Below are 18,259 nucleotides of genomic sequence, written 5' to 3'. Positions count from 1 at the left end.
AGCTTCGCGATGTCCACGGCGAGACCCTTCAGGTCACCGCCGCGGAGTCGGACGCCCCCAGCATCACCTCCAGCGCGCCGGCTGCCCAGCGGCTACCACGTGCTGGGCGAGCACGCCGCGCTTCCGCTGAAGTGGGGCGACGACCTGGCCGGCCGTGCGTACCCGGTTCCAGGCCGGTGTCGTGGCGGCCCGGTCCGGCTGGCTGGACTGATCCGGGCGTACCCTCGGCGCATGATCGTTCCTCGGGTGGCCATCGGCACCGACGTGCACGCCTTCGCGCCGGGGCGGCCGTGCTGGGTGGCCGGCCTGCACTGGCCGGACCAGGACGGCCTGGCCGGTCACTCGGACGCCGACGTGGCGGCGCACGCCGCCTGCAACGCGCTGCTCTCCGCCGCCGGCCTCGGCGACCTGGGGGCGAACTTCGGCGTCGACCAGCCGGAGTGGGCGGGTGCCTCCGGCGTAGCCCTGCTCACCGAGAGCTCCCGGCGGGTCCGGGCGGCCGGATTCCGGATCGGCAACGTGTCCGTCCAGGTGATCGGCAACCGGCCGAAGATCGGTCCGCGCCGGGAAGAGGCGCAGCGGGTGCTCTCCGCGGCGGTGGGCGCCCCGGTCACCGTCTCCGCCGCCACCACCGACGGCCTCGGCTTTACCGGCCGTGGCGAGGGGCTGACCGGCATCGCGGTCGCCCTGGTGTACGAGGCTCCGGCGGAGTAGGTCGGCGGGGCGGGACGCGGGCGGCTACGCTCGCCGGGATGCCGAGTGACGCCGCCCCTGACCAGTCCGCCGCCGACGGCTACCTCCAGCGCGCGCAGCTCCTCGCCGAGCTGGGCCGGTACGACGAGGCCGCCGGGGAACTCAGCGGGGCGCTCGCGGCAGACCCGGGCAACGCCGAGGCGCTCACCATGCTGGCCCAGGTGCACCTCGCCGCCGACCGGGCCGGCGAGGCGCTCGACGCCGCCGAGGCGGCCGTGGCCGCCGCCCCGGGGGCCGTACCGCCGCTGGTGGCGTGCGGGATGGCCCTGGTCGACCTGGAACGGTGGAAGGCCGCCGCGAGCACCGCGGACCAGATCCTGGCGCTCGGCCCGACCGACCCGTACGCGCAGCGCAGCGCCGCCGCGATCCTGGCCGGCTCACGCAATGGGCAGCAGGCGCTCAACGCCGCCTGGCGCGGCGTGGAGCTGGCCCCCGAGGCCCCGCAGGCGCACCTGGTGCTCGGCCTGGTCTCCGTGCGGCTGGAGCTGTACGACCTGGCCGAGCGGGCCTACCGGGAGGCGCTGCGGCTCGACCCGCAGCTGGCCGAGGCGCGGCACGACATGGGCGTGATCCGGCTGGAACAGCGCCGCTACGCGGAGGCGCTGGAGCACCTGACGGAGGCGGCGGCGATGGATCCGGCGCGCGTGGACGCCGGTCGGACGATCTCCGCGGGCCTGCGCCGGCTGGTGCTCTACGGCGCCGGCTGGTCCCTGGTCGCCACCGTGGTGGTGACCTTCCTGGCCCCGGGCGCGCCGGGTCTCTCCCGGCTGCTCGCGGTGCTGGCCGCGCTCGGCGGGGCGCTGGTGGTCTGGCGGTACGCGGCCCGGATTCCGGGCCTGCTGCACACGATCCTGCCCGGGCTGCTGCGCGCCGACCGCGCCCTCGCCCTGGCGGTCTACGCGGTCGCCGCCGCGCCCCTGCTGCTGGTCCTCTACGCGCTGGTCGGCGGTCCCTGGCCGCTGGTCGCCGCCATCACCGTGGCGATGCTCGCCGAATTCGCCGCCCTCACCCGCACCCCCAGGTAACCGACGCAAGGCAGCGCCCCGACAGGCTCACTCAACGCAAGGTAGCGCCCCGACAGGTCACTCAACGCTGGGCAGTACCGCGAAGGGTGACCAGCGTGACTAGCTGCACCACGTCAGGTTTCGCCGGAGCCCGACCCACGGAGGGATCAAGCCTGACCGCCCGGAGTGGGTCGGGCTCCGGCGAAACCCAAGGAGCGCTCAGACCCGACGCGCCCAGGTCCAGGCGTACCCCGAGTCCTCACACCCCGACGCCGCGTCGCAGAGGTCCAGCGGGCGGAACGTGTCCACCATGACCGCCAGCTCGTCGAAGAAGTCCACCCCGATCGAGCGCTCGGCCGCGCCCGGCTGTGGCCCGTGGGTGAAGCCGGACGGGTGCAGCGAGATTGAGCCCTGCTCGATGCCGGAGCCGCGCCGGGCCTCGTAGTTGCCGCCGGTGTAGAAGAGCATCTCGTCCGAGTCGACGTTGTGGTGGTTGTACGGCACCGGGATGGCGTCCGGGTGGTAGTCCACCTTGCGCGGCACGAACGAGCAGATCACGAAGTTCGGGCCCTGGAAGGTCTGGTGCACGGGCGGTGGCTGGTGCACCCGGCCGGTGATCGGCTCGAAGTCGTGGATGGAGAACGCCCACGGGTACAGGTGTCCGTCCCAGCCGACCACGTCGAACGGGTGGTGGGCGTAGCCGTACTTCGTCCAGCCCCGACGGTGCCGGACCAGCACCTCGACGTCCTCGTCGTCCACCAGCAGCGGCGCGTCCGGCCCCCGGACGTCCCGCTCGCAGTACGGCGAGTGCTCCAGGAACTGTCCGCGTACGGAGAGGTAGCGCTTGGGCGGGCCGATGTGGCCGGCCGCTTCGATGGCGAGCAGCCGGGTCGGCTCGTCGCCGGTGGGCACGAGCCGGTGGATGGTCGAGGTGGGGATGATGACGTAGTCGCCGGCCACCGCGTCCAGCACACCGAACGGCGACTCGACCCGCATCGACCCGGACTCCAGGTAGAGGCAGTGGTCGCCGGTGGCGTCCCGGAACAGCGGGGACGGCCGGTCGGCGAGCACGTACGCGATCCGTACGTCGTCGTTGGCGAGCAGGTACTGCCGGCCGAGCACCGGGTCGGCCCCGGTCCCGTCGAGCTTGTGGGTACGCAGGTGGCGCGGTTTGAGCGGCAGGTTGGGCACCCGGGTGACGGCGGGCGGGGTGAACTCCTCGGCGGCGACGATCGCGGTCGGCGCGTGCCGGTGGTAGAGCAGCGACGAGTCGGAGGAGAAGCCCTCCTGGCCGACCAGCTCCTCCGCGTAGAGGCTGCCGTCGGGCTGACGGAACTGGGTGTGGCGCTTGCGGGGCACCTCGCCGACCCTGCGGTAGTACGGCATCTCGCCTCCCGATATGTCCCGTTCTCCGGCCGGGGGCGTCCGATAATCGGACGCGGTTGTCCGTTCACCGTAGCGTCCCGTACATTCTTGTCTCGTGTCAACGCAGGTGCCCCGCCTCTTCTCCGGCCTGGTCGACGACGCCGCGGTCTTCCCGCCCGGCAGCGCCACGCTGCCGGACGCGGTGGTCGCCCACCGGCGGCATCGCACCGCCTGGTACGCCGACCTCGTCGGCCCGCTCCTGCTGCCCGCCTCCGCCGTCACCGCCGGTGAACTCAGCGGGCTGGTCGATCCTGCGGAGGGGTTCGTCATCGGGCTCATCGGCGACACCGGCGTCGAGGGGGTGCCGTCGGCGTTGTCGTTTCTGGCACCGGACCGGGTCACCGCCCGGCAGATCGAGGTGCCGGTCGCCAAGCGGGGCGAGGACCCGCAGCCCGGGCTGACCGAGCTGCTGAAGCTCGCCGAGCGGCTCGACGGCACGCCGGTCTACGCCGAGATCCCGCTGACCTTCGGGCTGCTGGGTGCCCTAGACGCGCTCGCCGAGGCGCGGGCCGGCGGGCTGCCGGTCGCCGCCAAGTTCCGCACCGGCGGGCTGGCCGCCGAACTCTTTCCCACCCCGGTCGAGCTGGCCGCGGTGATCTGCGCCTGCCGGGATCGGCAGCTGCCGTTCAAGCTGACCGCCGGGCTGCACCACGCGATCCGCCACCGGGACCCGGAGACCGGCTTCACCCACCACGGCTTCGTCAACGTGCTCGCCGCGACCCTCGCCGCCACCGCCGGCGGCGAGGTGGACGCGGTCGCCGAGCTGCTCGCCGCCACCGACCCGGTACGCGTGGTCGAGCTGGTCCGGGCGCGCCGGGACACCGAGCGCCCGCTCTGGGTGGGGTACGGCTCGTGCAGCATCGAGGAACCACTGACCGATCTGATCCGGCTGGGGCTGGTGAACGGGGGCTTCGAGGAATGACCTGGGTGACGGGTGCCGACGGTTCGCCGTACGGGGTGACCAATCTGCCGTACGGGGTGTTCCGGCACGGCGATCGCGAGCCGCGGATCGGCGTACGCATCGGCGACTTCGTGCTGGACCTGGCCGGCGCGGAGGCCGCCGGCCTGGTGCTGGCGGCCGGGGCGCTGGGCCGGCCCACGCTGAACGAGTTCATGGCGCTCGGCCGCCCGCAGTGGAGCGCCGTCCGGCAGCGGGTCACCGAGCTGCTCACCGACGCCGGGCACCGGCCGGCGGTGGAGCCGCTGCTGGTGCCGCTGCGCGAGGTGGAGCTGCTGCTCCCCTTCGAGGTGGCCGACTACGTCGACTTCTACTCGTCCGAGCACCACGCGGCCAACATCGGGCAGATCTTCCGGCCGGGCCAGCCGCCGCTGCTGCCCAACTGGAAGCACGTGCCGATCGGCTACCACGGCCGGGCCGGCACGGTGGTGGTCTCCGGCACCCCGGTGGTCCGTCCCACCGGGCAGCGGGCCACCGCGCAGGGCCCGACCACCGGTGCCTCCGTACGCCTGGACATCGAGGCCGAGGTCGGTTTCGTGGTCGGCCTGCCGAGCCGGCTCGGCGACCGGGTCCCGGTGGCGGACTTCGCCGACCACGTCTTCGGTGTGGTGCTGGTCAACGACTGGTCCGCCCGCGACATCCAGGCCTGGGAATATCAGCCGCTCGGCCCGTTCCTGGGCAAGTCCTTCGCCACCTCGGTCTCCGCCTGGGTGACCCCGCTGGACGCGCTGGCCGACGCCTTCGTGCCCGCCCCCGACCAGGACCCGCCGGTGCAGGACTACCTGCGGGACACGCCCCACCTCGGGCTGGACCTGGCCCTGTCGGTGGAGTGGAACGGCGAGCGGGTCAGCGAGCCGCCCTTCGCCACCATGTACTGGACGCCGGCCCAGCAGCTCGCCCACATCACGGTCAACGGGGCGTCGCTGCGTACCGGCGACCTCTACGCCTCCGGCACCGTCTCCGGGCCGGAGCGCGGCCAGGTCGGTTCGTTCCTGGAGCTGACCTGGGGTGGGAGCGAGCCGGTCAAGTTCGCCGACGGCACCACCCGCACCTTCCTGGAGGACGGCGACACCGTCACCGTCACCGCCACGGCCCCCGGCCCGAACGGCACCACCATCGCCCTCGGCGAGGTCACCGGCACCATCCTCCCGCCCCGCTGAGCAGCGGCTTCACCCTCCGGCCCCGGTCGCACCCGCTGTGCGACCGGGGCCGTTGCGTCCCGCGTTGATCGTCCCGGATCCGGTACGCCCCGGTGGTGCGGGCCGGGGCGCACCCGCGTGGAACAGGAGGGAACGAGGATGCCCGAGCTGACCGGCGCCGTCTGGCGCACCAGCAGCCGCTCCAACGATCAGGGCCTCTGTGTCGAGGTGGCGACCAACGTGGCCGCCGTGTACGGCGTGGTGGGGGTACGCGACGCGAAGGATCGGAGCGGGCCGACGCTGGTGGTCAGCCCGTCGGGCTGGACGGCGTTCGTCACCGCGATCCGGGCCGACGCCTTCCGCCGCTGACCCTCGGTCGCCGCACGCCCGGTGCCCGGGCGGGGCGCCGGTGGTGGAAATGTCACCGCGGGCTCCCCGTTTCGGGTTCACGCGCCGTACCGTGGACAACACGGGAGGTGCCATGTCGACGGTGACAGTTACCGCATTCATCGAAGCGCAGGACGTCGACGTCTGGCGGCTCCTCACCGATCTCCCCGCCCGGGCCCGGTGGCTGTCCGCCGTCGGCGCGGTCGACGTCCTCACCCCCGGCGACTTCCGGCCCGGCACCGCCTGGCGGGAGACCCGGCTCCGGCCGGACGGCGCCGAGGTGCCGGAGGAGTTCGTGGTGGTCGAGATGGTCGCCCCGGAACGGCTGGTGCTCAGCTCGCGGGGCGCCGGCGCGGACTACCGGATCACCTGGAGGCTGCGGACGGTCGAGCGCCGGCGTCGCGGCTGCACCGAGGTCACCGTCGAGCAGGAGGCCGAGCCGACCGCCCGGTACGGGCGGATGCTGGCCCTGATCCTCGGCGGCCTGGCCGCCCGTGCGGTGGAGGGCGCCCTCCGGCGGGACCTCGCCGACCTGGCGCTGGCCGTCGAGCCCACCCGCTCCGCAGAGGCCGCCTGAGCCGACCCGGCCCCACCTCACCGAGCCCCGAGGGCTCCAGCTGGGCCCGGCGGCCCGCCGCTGGGACCTGACGCCGTTCGGTGGGTAGGGTGCCTCGCGGAGGTGCGGCATGAGGTGGCCCGTGGGGCGGCGGTGGATCATCCTGGCGCTCGCGGCGGTGCTGGGCGTCGGCGCGGCGGCCACCGTGATCTACCGGGTGCTCGCGCCCGCCGAGGTCGAGACGGTCGCCCGGGGCGCGTACCCGGCGGCGCCGACCCCGCAGGCCGGGGTGATCGGCCGGCTGCCGGTGGCGCCGCTGGTCGTGGACGGCCGGCTCCGCGTCTACGCCGGCGCCCGCCAGGTGTACGCCGACCAGCCGGTCGACGGGCGGCACCGGGTGACCCCGTTCTGGTCGTACCGCCGCTGGCCGGCGCAGCTCGTCGGGGTGCTCGCCGACGACACCACCGTGGTCAGCCGCTGGTCGGACGGGCTCCTCGTGGCGCTCGACGCGCGTACCGGGCGGGTCGCCTGGCGGGCCGACGGGCCCGCGCCGGGGCCGGTGGCCAAGCCCCGCCGGACCTACGCCTCGACCGTCTGGGACCCGGCGGGCCTGCACGTCACCGCTACCGCCGACGGCCGGCGGGTGCTGGTCGCGGCCGGTCCGGGCCGGGTCGCCGGGTACGCGCTGGCGGACGGCCGGCAGCTCTGGCGGGCCGACGTCGGGGACGACTGCCGTACCGATGTCGGCACCACCGCGGCCGGCGAGCTGCTCGCGGTGGACGCCTGCGCCGGACCGGCGACGGTCGAGTTCCGGGACGCCGCCACCGGCCAGGTACGCACCCGCTGGCAGCCGCCCGGCGGCCCGCCGGAGCTGACGGTGACCCTGGTGGGCTGCCGGAACGTCCGCTCGGAGTGCCGAGGGCTGCGCACCGCCGGCCCGGGGGACGACGCCGGCCGGGGCTGGCTGATCGGTGCGGGCGAGCCGGCCGCCGCGCCCGCCCTCGACGGGCCGGGCGCCGAACTCGCCGACGAGCTTGTGGTCGGCGTGCACGGGGGAGTGCTCACCGGCCGGTCGGCCCGCACCGGCGCGGAGCTGTGGCGGCGCCCCGACCTCGGGCCGGTACGGATCCTCGCGGTCCAGCCCGGCCGGGTGCACCTGCTGACCGAGCGGAACGATCTGGTCACCCTGGACCCGGCCACCGGGGCCGAGCGGTCCCGCTTCCCGATGGACATCGGCCGGGACGGGACCGGCTGGGTGCCCGGCCGGGCGTACGCGGGGGACGGCTACGTGGCCGTGGAGCGGGTCCGGGAGCGGGCCGGCCCGGACGACGACGACCAGGCGTACTTCCTGATGCCGGAGGCGGTGCTGCTCGCCGCGAGCTGACGCCCCGCCAGCTGTGCGGAAGGGGCCCCGGTACAACGCCCGGCGTTGACCAGGGGCCCCTCCTGTCGGCTCAGGCCAGCGCCGCCTCGGCGGCGGCCAGGAAGGCGTCGTTCTCGGCCGGGGTGCCGATGGTGACCCGCACCCCGTCCCCGGGGAACGGCCGGACGATCACGCCCCGCGCCTCGCACGCCTTGCCGAACTCGACGGCCTGCTCGCCGAGCGGCAGCCAGACGAAGTTGGCCTGGCTGGACGGCACGTCGGGGACGAGCTTGCGGACCGCCTCGGTGACCCGGTCCCGCTCGGCGATGACCAGCGCGCAGCGGCGCTCGACCTCGTCGGCCTGGGCCAGCGCGGCGAGCGCGCCGGCCTGGGCGGCCAGGCTGGTGGAGAACGGCGTGACGACCTTGCGGACGGCGGCGGCCACGGTCGGCTCGGCGACCAGCCAGCCGATCCGCAGGCCGGCCAGCCCCCACGCCTTGGAGAGGGTGCGCAGCACGGCCACGTTCGGCCGGTCCAGGTAGCTCAGGCCGTCCGGCACCTCCGGGTCGGTGACGAACTCCCGGTACGCCTCGTCGATCACCACCAGCACGTCGTCCGGCACCGCGTCGAGGAAGCGGTCCAGCTCCGCCTTGCGGACCGCCGTACCGGTCGGGTTGTTCGGGTTGCAGACCAGGATCATCCGGGTCCGGTCGGTCACCGCCGCCGCCATCGAGGCCAGGTCGTGGCCGTGGCCGGCGTCGTTCGGCACCCGCACGCTGGTCGCGCCGCTGGTCGCCGCGATGATCGGGTACGCCTCGAAGGACCGCCACGAGTAGAGCAACTCGTCGCCGGGGAGGCAGGTGGCCCGGACCAGGTGCTCGGCCAGCGCCACCGAGCCGCAGCCGGTGGCGATCCGCTCCGGGTCCACGCCATAGCGCTCGGCGAGGGCCTGGCGCAGCGCCACCACGCCCATGTCCGGGTAGCGGTGCGAGCCGGCCACCGCCTCGGCGACCGCCTCCACCACGCCCGGCAGCGGGCCGTACGGGACCTCGTTGCTGGCCAGCTTGATCGCCTCGGGCAGGCCCAGCTCGCGGGCCAGGTCGGCCGGGCTGCGCCCGGGCACGTAGCTGGGCAGCGCGTCCAGGTCGGCGCGGGTCAGCCGCAGCGGAGGCTGGTGACGTCCGGTGTCGGTCATGGGGTGTCTCCCGGGGGATTGGCGCTGTCGCGCGAGGCGGTACGGGTGTCGGGCCTGGTGCGGGGGAGCTGGACCACCACGGTCTGCGCCCGCTTGTCGTGCAGGGCCTGGCGCAGCGGCTGGTCGAAGAGCGGGGAGACCGCGTCGACGAACTGGAGCAGCAGGCCGAAGCCACAGCAGTACCAGAGCAGCGTGGGCAGGCCGAGGGTGCTCCACCGGCGGGTGGCCCGGCCGAAGCCGAGCGGCTGGTCGGCCTCGACCGGCACCGCGCGGACGCCCATCACCCGCTTGCCGAAGGTCTGGCCCCGGGCCGCCATCGAGGGCACCTCGTACGCGTACCAGAGCGCGGTGGCGATCAGCAGGATGGCGATCTGCAGCCCGGCGGCCTGTTCGCCCGGCTGGGGCAGCCCTTCGGTGGAGGTGTTTCCGGCCAGCGACCGGCGCACCGACTCGCGCAGGTACGGCGAGATCTCCTCGAAGTAGCGCCAGACGAACCAGCCGTTCACCACGACGTTGAGCAGGAACACCACGCCGATGTCGATCAGCCGGGCGACCAGCCGCGCGCCGTACGAGGCGAGCGGCAGCCCGTGCGGCCGCGGCGCGGGCGGGCGTACCGGCCAGGTCGGGTACGGCCAGCCCGGCGGCGGCCCCGCCGGCTGACCCGGTCCGGTCGGCTGCTCCGGCCACGGGGCCGGCCCGCCGGCCGGTTGCCCCGGGTACGGCCCGCTGACCGGCTGCTGCCCGGGATACGGCCCGGCGGCCGGCTGTCCGGGGTGCGGCCCGCTGACCGGCTGGCCGGGGTGCGGCCCGGCGGGCGGGCCTGGGTGGCGGGCGGGTGTGGTGGGGGCCGGCGCCGCGGCGGGAGCCGGTTCGGGGGGCGGCGGGCCCTCGGGCGGGGTGGCGTCGACGGGGATCGGCGCGCCGATCCAGCCCTCGCCGTCCCAGTACCGCCGGGTCTCGGGATCGGCGGGGTCCACGTACCAGCCGGGTGCCACGCTCACGGTCGTGCCTCGCTGCGTCCGCTCACGGCAGTTCGCGGCTCCGGGGCCCGCAGGCCCGGCTCACTCCTCACGCTCACGGCGTCATCTCAGTTCGCGGCTCCGGGGCTCGCAGGCCCGGCTCACTCCTCACACTCACGGTGCAACCTTAACGACGACCGTGCCGGCGAACTTGTCGTGCAGGCACTGCTGCCAGGGCTTGTCCCAGAGCTGCCAGAACCCGTCGAGGTAGTTGAGGAACGGCACCAGCGAGCCAGCGACGAACTCGACCAGCCAGCGCCGGCCCAGTGCCCCCCGGGTTAGGGCGGCGGACGGCTCGACCGGGACGATCCGGATCTTCATCACCTTCTTGCCCAACGTCTGCCCGGTCCGGCGGGCGTACTCGACGTGGTAGATCCAGTAGAAGACCAACATCAGCAGCAGGATCCCGGCCTCGGCCAGCAGCAGCGGCAGGAAGATGTCGGTGAAGATCGCCGCCGGGCCCGGCTCCAGGACCGTGCCGTCCGGGTTCACCTCCATCAGGTTGAACGTGCGGAAGAAGATCCAGATGAAGACCGGCACGAAGAGCACCATCGCCACCGCGCTCGCCACCGCGATGTCGATCAGCCAGGCGAGCAGCCGGTCGGCGAAGCCGGCGAGCGGCTGACCGTTCGGCGCCAGCGGTGGCGGCAGGTGACCCGGCAACGGCGGATGCGCGGGCAGGGGGTGGCCCGGCAGCCCGGCGTACGTCGGCGGGGCGTACTGCGTGGGGGGCGCGTACGGCGGTCCGGAGGGGGGCGCGAAGCCGCCGCCCGCGGGCGGGGGCCCGGCGGGCGGCGGCTGCGTGGTCGAGGGAGGCTGGGTCACGCGGACAGTGTTACAGGTTGCCGCGCTTCTCCTGCTCCCGCTCGATCGCCTCGAACAGGGCCTTGAAGTTGCCCTTGCCGAAGCCGAGGGAGCCGTGCCGCTCGATCAGCTCGAAGAAGACGGTCGGGCGGTCCTGCACCGGCTTGGTGAAGATCTGCAGCAGGTAGCCGTCCTCGTCCCGGTCGACCAGGATCTTCCGGGACTTCAACTCCTCGATCGGCACCCGCACCTGGCCGATCCGGGCGCGCAGCTCCGGGTCGTCGTAGTAGGAGTCCGGGGTGTCCAGGAACTCGACGCCTGCGGCGCGCATGGCGTCGACGCTGGCCAGGATGTCGTTGGTGGCGACGGCGATGTGCTGAGCGCCCGGCCCCTGGTAGAACTCCAGGTATTCGTCGATCTGGCTCTTCTTGCGGGCGAGGGCCGGCTCGTTGAGCGGGAACTTCACCTTGCGGGTGCCGCTCGCGACCACCTTGCTCATCAGGGCGGAGTAGTCGGTGGCGATGTCGTCACCGATGAACTCGGCCATGTTGCTGAAGCCCATGACCCGCTTGTAGAACTCGACCCACTCGTCCATCCGGCCCAACTCCACGTTGCCGACCACGTGGTCGACGGCCTGGAAGAAGCGCTTCGGCTGGATGCCCGCGTCGATCATCGGCTGCCGGTCGACGATGGGCCCACGGGCCACGAAGCCGGGCAGGAACGGGCCGGTGTAGCGGGACCGGTCGACCAGGGTGTGCCGGGTGTCGCCGTACGCGGCGATGGCCGCCAGCCGGACGGTGCCGTGCTCGTCGGCGACGTCGTGCGGCTCGACCAGGCCGGTCGCGCCCTGGGCGGTGGCGTGCGCGTACGCGGCGTCCACGTCCGGTACCTCCAGCGCGATGTCGGAGACACCGTCGCTGTGCTTCGCCACGTGCTCGGCGCCCTCGACGTCGGGGCGGACCACGCCGGTCAGCACGAACCTGGCCGAGCCGCTGGTCAGCACGTACTGGGCGTGGTCCCGGTAGCCCTGCTCCGGGCCGCGGTAGGCCACGCAGGTCATGCCGAACGCGGTGGAGTAGTAGTGGGCGGCCTGCTTGGCGTTGCCCACCAGGAAGTGCACGTGGTCGAGGCCCTTGACCGGGAACGGGTCCCGGCTGATGTCGTGGTCGACGGCGCCGACGAGGGCGTCGACGTCGACCTCCTCGGTCGACTGGGGTCGGTCGATCGCCTGGGTCATGGTGGCCTCCCTTGCGTACCGGCCGGCCTCGTGGGCCGCCGTTGGATGCTGTTGTGGCGAGCATCGCTTTCCCGCCGATGGTTGGGCAACAGTTGGCCAAAATGCTGGTCAGGTTGTGCATTCGGTAAAGTGAAACCCCATGAACGCTGGTCAGGATGTACAGCTCGACGAGCTGGATGCGCGACTGCTCACGTTGCTCGCCGAGGAGCCGCGGATCGGGGTGCTGGAGTGCTCCCGCCGGCTCGGCGTGGCCCGGGGCACCGTCCAGGCCCGGCTCGACAAGCTGGTCGATCGGGGGGTGATCGCCGGCTTCGGCCCGGACATCTCCCCGGCCGCCATCGGCTTCGGGGTGACCAGCTTCGTGACCCTGGAGATCAGCCAGCGGCACGGCCACGACCCGGTCACCGCGCACCTGGCCGCCATCCCCGAGGTGCTGGAGGCGCACACCATCACCGGCTCCAGCGACCTGCTCTGCCGGATCGTGGCCCGGTCGAACACCGACCTCCAGCGGGTGATCGACCAGATCGTCTCCTCCGAGGGGATCCGGCGCGCCTCCACGATCATCGCGCTCGCCCAGCAGATCCCCTACCGCACGCTCCCCCTGGTCCGCTCCGCCGCCAGGGAAGGAAGGGCCCCTTCCTGACGCGTCCGGTCCCCTCCTAACACGTCACGGGGTGGAGAAAGCGGCGCGACACGCACCCGCGCGGGCTCGGCGGCGCGGTGATCGTCGCTACCGTGGGCGGTGTGAAGGGCCTTGGCGTACGCGGCTGGTTGCTGCTGGGGCTCATCACCGTGATCGTGCTGGCCGCCACCGGCGTGTGGAATCCGTTCCCGAGCATGTGGGACTGGGTCGACCGGAGCGAGCCGATCTCCCAGCCGGACGTGGTCTGGCAGCAGCGGGTCGGCGGCACCCCGAAGAGCGTCACCATCGCCGGCGATACCGTCATCGTCGAGCAGCGGACCCGGGTCGAGGCGCGCAGCCTGGCCACCGGCACCCAGCTCTGGGAGCGCAAGGCGGACTGGGCGGCGGTCGCCGGCGGCGACCGGGACCCGGTCGTCGCCGTGGGCAAGCTCCTGGTGAAGGGGTACGAGCTGCTCGACCCGACCAGCGGCGCGGTCCGCCGGAGCGACGACCGGGCGGTGGCGGTCTGGACCTACCGGAACCTGCTGCTCGACGCGCACTGCGTGGCGGCCACCGACTGCACGCTGAGCGCCTGGGAACCGCGCGGGACCAGGCCGCTGTGGACGGCGTTCCTGCCCGGCGTGCACAGCGGGTTGCTCGCCGACAACCCGGACCTGCTCGGCACCCGGCGGCTGAGCGCCCCGCGGATCGACGGCGGCGTGGCCGGGCCGGAGGGCGTCCCGCCGCTGCTCGGCTTCCCGGTCGACGGGCGGGTGCACGTGGTGGACACCGCCACCGGCCGGGTGCTGCAGAATGTCCAGCCCGGCCGGGAGGAGCGGCTGGCGGTGGTCGGCGGCCGGTTGCTCCGGATCAGCGCCACCTCCCGGGACGGTAGCTGCTACTTCGTCATCTCCGCGGTCGACCCGGCGACCGGCCGGCAGGTGTGGCAGCGCACCGGGGTGAACCTGCGGACCGCGGACTACGCCGGCTGCGTGCAGCGGGAGGACCCGCAGGGCGCCCGGAACGTGCTGATCGGCGTCGCCCCGGACGGCCGCGAGGCCGTGCTCGACGGGTACGACGGCCGGCTGCTGCACGTCGGTGCGGACGGCGAGAAACTGCTCGCCGTCGACGACCGGTACGCGCTGGTGCGCAGCGCCGACAAGCGCTCGATCGTGGGCCGGGAGCTGTCGGTCGACCGGAACGCGTGGACCCGGGCCGCCGGAGCCAAGAGCGGCGCCGCCCTCACCCCGTACGCGGCGGTGATCGCCGAGGAGAAGCCGTCCCGGCTGATCGCGGTCGACCCGCGCACCGGGCGGGAGCTGGCGGTGCTGCGTACCTCGGCGAACGCCCTGGCGGTCGGGCCGACCGGCATGATCATCGGGGAGGGCCGGGAGATCGGGTACGTCCGCTGGGGCGCCGGGACGTCGGTGCCGCCCCCGCCCGTGGGCGACAACGGCGGCGCGCCCGGCCCGGGTGGCAGCACCGACGGCCCCCCGTCCGGCCAGGGGAACTGCGGACCGAAGCGGGAGCTCTGCGACCCGCAGGGCGACGGCGGGTGAGAGCGGCGTCCCAGGACGCCCCCGGCGGGTGCCACCGATCGACGGCTCTGCCCTAGGCTTTTCCGTCATGAGCAGTGCCGCCGCGTTCTCGTACGCCCCCTTGCTGCCGACCGGTCCCGACCAGACCGAATACCGCCTGGTCACCGACGAGGGGGTCGACGTCGTCAACGGCCCGGGTGGCCGTCGATTCCTCACCGTGGAGCCCTCCGCGCTGACCGCGCTGACCGCCGAGGCGATGCACGACATCGCCCACTTCCTGCGCCCGGCGCACCTGGCCCAGCTCCGGTCGATCATCGACGACCCGATGGCCTCGCCGAACGACCGGTTCGTCGCGCTGGACCTGCTGCGCAACGCCAACATCGCCGCCGGCGGGGTGCTGCCGATGTGCCAGGACACCGGCACCGCCATCGTGATGGGCAAACGCGGCCGGCACGTGCTCACCGACGGCACCGACGCCGAGGCCATCTCGCGCGGCGTCTACCAGGCGTACACCCGGCTGAACCTGCGCTACTCGCAGCTCGCCCCGCTGACCATGTGGGAGGAGCGGAACACCGGCAGCAACCTGCCCGCCCAGGTGGAGCTCTACGCCGAGGACCCGGACGGGCACCCGGACGCGTACAAGTTCCTGTTCATGGCCAAGGGCGGCGGGTCGGCCAACAAGTCGTACCTCTACCAGGAGACCAAGGCGCTGCTGAACCCGACGCGGATGATGCAGTTCCTGGAGGAGAAGCTGCGGCTGATCGGCACCGCGGCCTGCCCGCCCTACCACCTGGCCATCGTCATCGGCGGCACCTCCGCCGAGTACGCGCTGAAGACCGCCAAGTACGCCTCGGCCAAATACCTGGACACCCTGCCCACCTCCGGCTCGATGAGCGCGCACGGCTTCCGCGACCTGGAGTTGGAGGCCGAGGTGCTGGAGCTGACCCGCAACTTCGGCATCGGCGCGCAGTTCGGCGGTCGCTACTTCTGCCACGACGTACGCGTGGTCCGGCTGCCCCGGCACGGCGCCTCCTGCCCGGTGGCGATCGCCGTCTCCTGCTCGGCGGACCGGCAGGCCGTCGCCAAGATCACCCCGTCCGGGGTCTGGCTGGAGCGGCTGGAGACCGACCCGGCGCGCTACCTGCCCGACGTGACCGACGCGCAGCTCGACACGTCCGAGGTGGTCCGGGTCGACCTGAACCGGCCGATGGACGAGATCCGCGCCGAGCTGTCGAAGTACCCGGTGAAGACCCGCCTGTCGCTGACCGGCCCGCTGGTGGTGGCCCGGGACATCGCGCACGCCAAGATCGCTGAGCGGCTGGACGCCGGCGAGCCGATGCCGCAGTACCTCCGCGACCACGCCGTCTACTACGCCGGCCCGGCCAAGACCCCCGAGGGCTACGCCTCCGGCTCGTTCGGCCCAACCACCGCCGGCCGGATGGACGCCTACGTGGAGAAGTTCCAGGCGGCCGGCGGGTCGATGGTGATGCTGGCCAAGGGCAACCGCTCCGCCCAGGTTACCCGCTCCTGCCAGCAGCACGGCGGCTTCTACCTCGGCTCGATCGGCGGCCCGGCCGCCCGGCTCGCCCAGGACTGCATCAAGCACGTCGAGGTGCTCGAATACCCCGAGCTGGGCATGGAGGCGGTCTGGAAGATCGAGGTGGAGGACTTCCCCGCCTTCATCGTCGTCGACGACAAGGGCAACGACTTCTTCGCCGAGGTCACCAAGCCGGTGCTCACCGTCGGCCGGCGCTGACGTCCCGCGTAGGCGAAAGGGGCGCCGGGATCCCACCCGGCGCCCCTTTCCGCGTCAACCGGATCAGCCGTCGATCCAGATGCTGTAGTACGTCGCCCCGGAGGTCACGCCGCTCGCCGTGCGGCTGCGTACGGTCAGGCTGTGGTTGTACGGCGAGTCGGCGGTCCAGCTGACCCGGGCCGTGCCGGCCGCGTCGGCCGCCACGGTCTGCTCCGGGCCCTCGTCGAAGGAGTAGACGAACTCGGTGGTGCCCGGAAGCTGGACGGTGAAGACGAACTCACCGGTCTGGCCGACCGTCGCGTTCCCGCCCCAGACGAAGACGTCGGAGGAGACGATCGGGCTTAGCGGGTCGACCCGGAAGGAGTAGAACTCGGGGTCCGTGGTCGTCCCGGCGGCGGTACGGGCACGTACCTGGAGCTCGTTCCAGCCGCCCCACTCGTCGTTGATGTTGCTCGGCGTCCACTCGATGGTGGCCGTGCCGTTCGGTCCCGCCTCGACGGTACGCTCTGCCTCACCGCGGAAGGTGTAGACGTACGAGGTGATGTCGGTGCTTCCGGCGTGCGGCCGGAAGGTGAAGGTGCCGGTCACCCCCGGGCCGCCGCCGGTCATGTTGCGCGGGTAGACCGTCGACTCGACGCTCGGGGCGAGCGAGGCCACCTGGAACGACCGGTAGGCGGTCGCCGACTGGATGCCGTCACCGGTGCGGCTGAACACCTGGATCGAGTGCTGGTACGCCTCGGTCGGGGTGTAGCTGACCGTGGCGGTGCCGTCGGCGCCGGCCGCGACCGTCCGCCGTTCGCCGTAGTCGAACGAGTAGACGTACTCGGTGACGCCATCCATGGCCGGGGTGAAGACGAAGCTGCCCGCGGTGCCGACCGGTGCGCCGACCGTGCCGTCCAGCGGCCACTGTGCGGAGCTGACGGACGGCTCAGTGCGGACGGTGAACCGGTAGCCGGCGTCGCCGGAGAGCAGCCCGTCCCGGGTACGGCTGCGGACGTGCAGGGTGTTGGTCGCGGTCGTCGGCGTCACCTGGACCGTGGCCCGGCCGTCGGCATCGGCCGCGACGGTCTGCTCGGCACCGCTGTTGAGCTGCCAGACGTACTCCACCACGTCCGTCATGTTCGGGGCGAAGGTGAACGGGCGCGTCTCGCCCAGCCGCCCGTCCGGATTGCCGTCGGTCACCGTCGGCGCGGTGTTGCGCACCCGGAACTCGTACGTGGTCACGGTCGAGCGGTTGCCCGTCCGGTCCACGGCTTGGACGTAGAGCCGCTTCAGGCCGTAGTCGGTCGGGGTCCAGGTGATGGTGGCCGCGCCGGACGCGTCCGCGGCGACGTACGTGGTCGCACCGCTGGGGCCCCACCGGTAACCGGCGACGTCGTCGGCCGCCGAGGTGAAGGTGAACCGGCCCGGGATGCCCGGGCCGCCGTAGCCGGGCGGGTTCCAGCCGGACGGGTAGTCGGTGGAGGACACCGTGGGGGTCGGCGGGACCTGCGTGTCGACCGTGAACCGGCATTCCGGCGACCAGTCGGAGCTGGCGTGCTGGTCGGCGGCCTTCACCGCGAAGGCGTATGTGCCCCCGTTGCTCATCAGCCCGCTCGGCACCGAGTAGGTGAAGCGGTCGGGAGCGTACAGCCCGTAGGAGGTCCATTCGGTCCGCTCCGCCGGACGGTCGACCGGCCACCAGGCGAAGGTGGCGGTCACCAGGTCACCCGCGTAGCCGTCCACCTTGTCCGGGTCGGTCACCTCAGCCGAGAGGATCGGCGTGGTGGTGCCGATCAGCAGCCCGTCGGCGCAGGCCAGCCCGTGTACGGTGAGCTTGCCCGGCAGGTTCGGCGCCGCGTTCGCGTCGAGCGAGATGCCCGGCCGCTCGATCCGCCGGCCGAAGTGCTTGGCCTCCTCGTGGTCGCCGGCGATCCGGGCCATCAGGGTGAGCGAGTCCCGCCCTTCGTCGACCGCTCGCTGCACCGCCTCGGTGACCAGCAACTCCAGGTAGCCGGCGGGGCAGTGGGTCGCGGTGGCACCGAGGTCACCGACCTTTTCGTGCACCGCCGGGGCGTTCGCCCAGGTCGGCGCGGTGGCCGGGGTGTCCGTACGCCAGAGCTCCAGCTCCCGCGGCTTATCGCAGTCGTCGACCGACGCCTCACCGGTCTGCAGCTGGGCGCTGATGATCTCCTTCCCCCGGTACGGGGTGAGGTCGAAGGTGAAGTAGGCCCGCGAGGTGTGCTTGACCCCGTCGGCCTCCCAGGTGCCCACCGGCAGGTCCTCGCTGCCGGTGGTGGGGAAGGCCGCGGTCGGCTGCCGGGCGTCGGTGTAGCTAGTGCTGGTCGGCAGGACCCAGCGGGTTGGGGCGGCGGCGGCTGGCTGGCCGGTCACCGCCAGGGCTCCCGTGCTGGCCAGCACGGCCGCCAGACTCGCGATGAGGAACCGGCGCGGTATGCGCCGGTGGCGTGCCGTGGACACGCCGGTGGAACCCCCGTTGTCGAACAAGGTGGAAGCCTCCAAG

At 73.3% G+C, this 18,259-nt stretch carries 16 protein-coding genes; 10 read left to right on the top strand and 6 right to left on the bottom strand.

Annotated features, from left to right (window positions below; all coding sequences use genetic code 11):
• Positions 1-231: 231 nt before the first annotated feature.
• Entirely contained in the window at positions 232-714 is a 483-nt protein-coding gene (ispF, locus tag ACY34I_RS09950; RefSeq protein WP_462754300.1) for a 2-C-methyl-D-erythritol 2,4-cyclodiphosphate synthase, read from the top strand.
• Positions 715-752: 38 nt separating this feature from the next.
• A complete protein-coding gene (locus tag ACY34I_RS09945) occupies positions 753-1,778 on the top strand; it encodes a tetratricopeptide repeat protein (RefSeq protein WP_462754299.1) in 1,026 nt (341 codons plus the stop codon).
• Positions 1,779-1,976: 198 nt separating this feature from the next.
• On the opposite strand, the gene ACY34I_RS09940 is transcribed toward ACY34I_RS09945, so the two are convergent.
• Positions 1,977-3,143 carry a homogentisate 1,2-dioxygenase domain-containing protein gene (locus ACY34I_RS09940; RefSeq protein ID WP_462754298.1) on the bottom strand — a complete coding sequence of 389 codons (1,167 nt, stop codon included), beginning with the start codon at positions 3,141-3,143 and terminating at the stop codon, positions 1,977-1,979.
• A 94-nt stretch (positions 3,144-3,237) separates the two neighbouring features.
• On the opposite strand from ACY34I_RS09940, the gene ACY34I_RS09935 reads away from it, so the two are divergent.
• From ACY34I_RS09935 to ACY34I_RS09915, 5 genes are all read left to right on the top strand, one after another.
• The gene (locus ACY34I_RS09935; RefSeq protein ID WP_462754297.1) at positions 3,238-4,104 is read left to right on the top strand and encodes a hypothetical protein; all 867 of its coding nucleotides are present in this window, start codon (positions 3,238-3,240) and stop codon (positions 4,102-4,104) included.
• Positions 4,101-5,300, top strand: coding sequence for a fumarylacetoacetase (gene fahA, locus ACY34I_RS09930; protein WP_462754296.1), 1,200 nt, complete (start codon positions 4,101-4,103; stop codon positions 5,298-5,300). The genes ACY34I_RS09935 and fahA overlap by 4 nt, the downstream gene beginning before the upstream one ends.
• A 138-nt stretch (positions 5,301-5,438) precedes the next feature.
• Positions 5,439-5,648 carry a DUF397 domain-containing protein gene (locus ACY34I_RS09925; protein ID WP_462754295.1) on the top strand — a complete coding sequence of 70 codons (210 nt, stop codon included), beginning with the start codon at positions 5,439-5,441 and terminating at the stop codon, positions 5,646-5,648.
• Between the two features lie 112 nt (positions 5,649-5,760).
• Positions 5,761-6,243 carry an SRPBCC family protein gene (locus tag ACY34I_RS09920; RefSeq protein WP_462754294.1) on the top strand — a complete coding sequence of 161 codons (483 nt, stop codon included), beginning with the start codon at positions 5,761-5,763 and terminating at the stop codon, positions 6,241-6,243.
• Positions 6,244-6,352: 109 nt separating this feature from the next.
• Entirely contained in the window at positions 6,353-7,606 is a 1,254-nt protein-coding gene (locus ACY34I_RS09915) for an outer membrane protein assembly factor BamB family protein (RefSeq protein ID WP_462754293.1), read from the top strand.
• A 70-nt stretch (positions 7,607-7,676) separates the two neighbouring features.
• On the opposite strand, the gene hisC is transcribed toward ACY34I_RS09915, so the two are convergent.
• From hisC to hppD, 4 genes are all read right to left on the bottom strand, one after another.
• Positions 7,677-8,780 carry a histidinol-phosphate transaminase gene (hisC, locus tag ACY34I_RS09910; RefSeq protein WP_462754292.1) on the bottom strand — a complete coding sequence of 368 codons (1,104 nt, stop codon included), beginning with the start codon at positions 8,778-8,780 and terminating at the stop codon, positions 7,677-7,679.
• The gene (locus tag ACY34I_RS09905) at positions 8,777-9,781 is read right to left on the bottom strand and encodes an RDD family protein (protein ID WP_462754291.1); all 1,005 of its coding nucleotides are present in this window, start codon (positions 9,779-9,781) and stop codon (positions 8,777-8,779) included. Before ACY34I_RS09905 ends, hisC begins: the two co-directional genes overlap by 4 nt.
• Before the next feature lie 132 nt (positions 9,782-9,913).
• Positions 9,914-10,624, bottom strand: coding sequence for an RDD family protein (locus ACY34I_RS09900; RefSeq protein ID WP_462754290.1), 711 nt, complete (start codon positions 10,622-10,624; stop codon positions 9,914-9,916).
• Positions 10,625-10,634: 10 nt separating this feature from the next.
• Positions 10,635-11,840 carry a 4-hydroxyphenylpyruvate dioxygenase gene (gene hppD, locus ACY34I_RS09895; RefSeq protein ID WP_462754289.1) on the bottom strand — a complete coding sequence of 402 codons (1,206 nt, stop codon included), beginning with the start codon at positions 11,838-11,840 and terminating at the stop codon, positions 10,635-10,637.
• Between the two features lie 139 nt (positions 11,841-11,979).
• Here hppD and ACY34I_RS09890 point away from each other — a divergent pair, with 139 nt between their 5' ends.
• The 3 genes from ACY34I_RS09890 (at position 11,980) to ACY34I_RS09880 (ending at position 15,756) form a co-directional block, all read left to right on the top strand.
• Positions 11,980-12,483 carry an Lrp/AsnC family transcriptional regulator gene (locus tag ACY34I_RS09890; RefSeq protein WP_148793181.1) on the top strand — a complete coding sequence of 168 codons (504 nt, stop codon included), beginning with the start codon at positions 11,980-11,982 and terminating at the stop codon, positions 12,481-12,483.
• Between the two features lie 143 nt (positions 12,484-12,626).
• Complete coding sequence (locus ACY34I_RS09885) at positions 12,627-14,021, top strand: outer membrane protein assembly factor BamB family protein (protein WP_462754370.1); 1,395 nt, start codon at positions 12,627-12,629, stop codon at positions 14,019-14,021.
• A 67-nt stretch (positions 14,022-14,088) separates the two neighbouring features.
• Complete coding sequence (locus ACY34I_RS09880; RefSeq protein WP_462754288.1) at positions 14,089-15,756, top strand: fumarate hydratase; 1,668 nt, start codon at positions 14,089-14,091, stop codon at positions 15,754-15,756.
• Positions 15,757-15,819: 63 nt separating this feature from the next.
• Here ACY34I_RS09880 and ACY34I_RS09875 read toward each other — a convergent pair whose 3' ends face one another.
• Complete coding sequence (locus ACY34I_RS09875; RefSeq protein ID WP_462754287.1) at positions 15,820-18,216, bottom strand: DNRLRE domain-containing protein; 2,397 nt, start codon at positions 18,214-18,216, stop codon at positions 15,820-15,822.
• Positions 18,217-18,259: the final 43 nt, after the last annotated feature.

This window comes from Micromonospora sp. RTBAU3-60, assembly GCF_054963695.1.
This window is presented reverse-complemented; position numbering and strand designations above follow the sequence as displayed.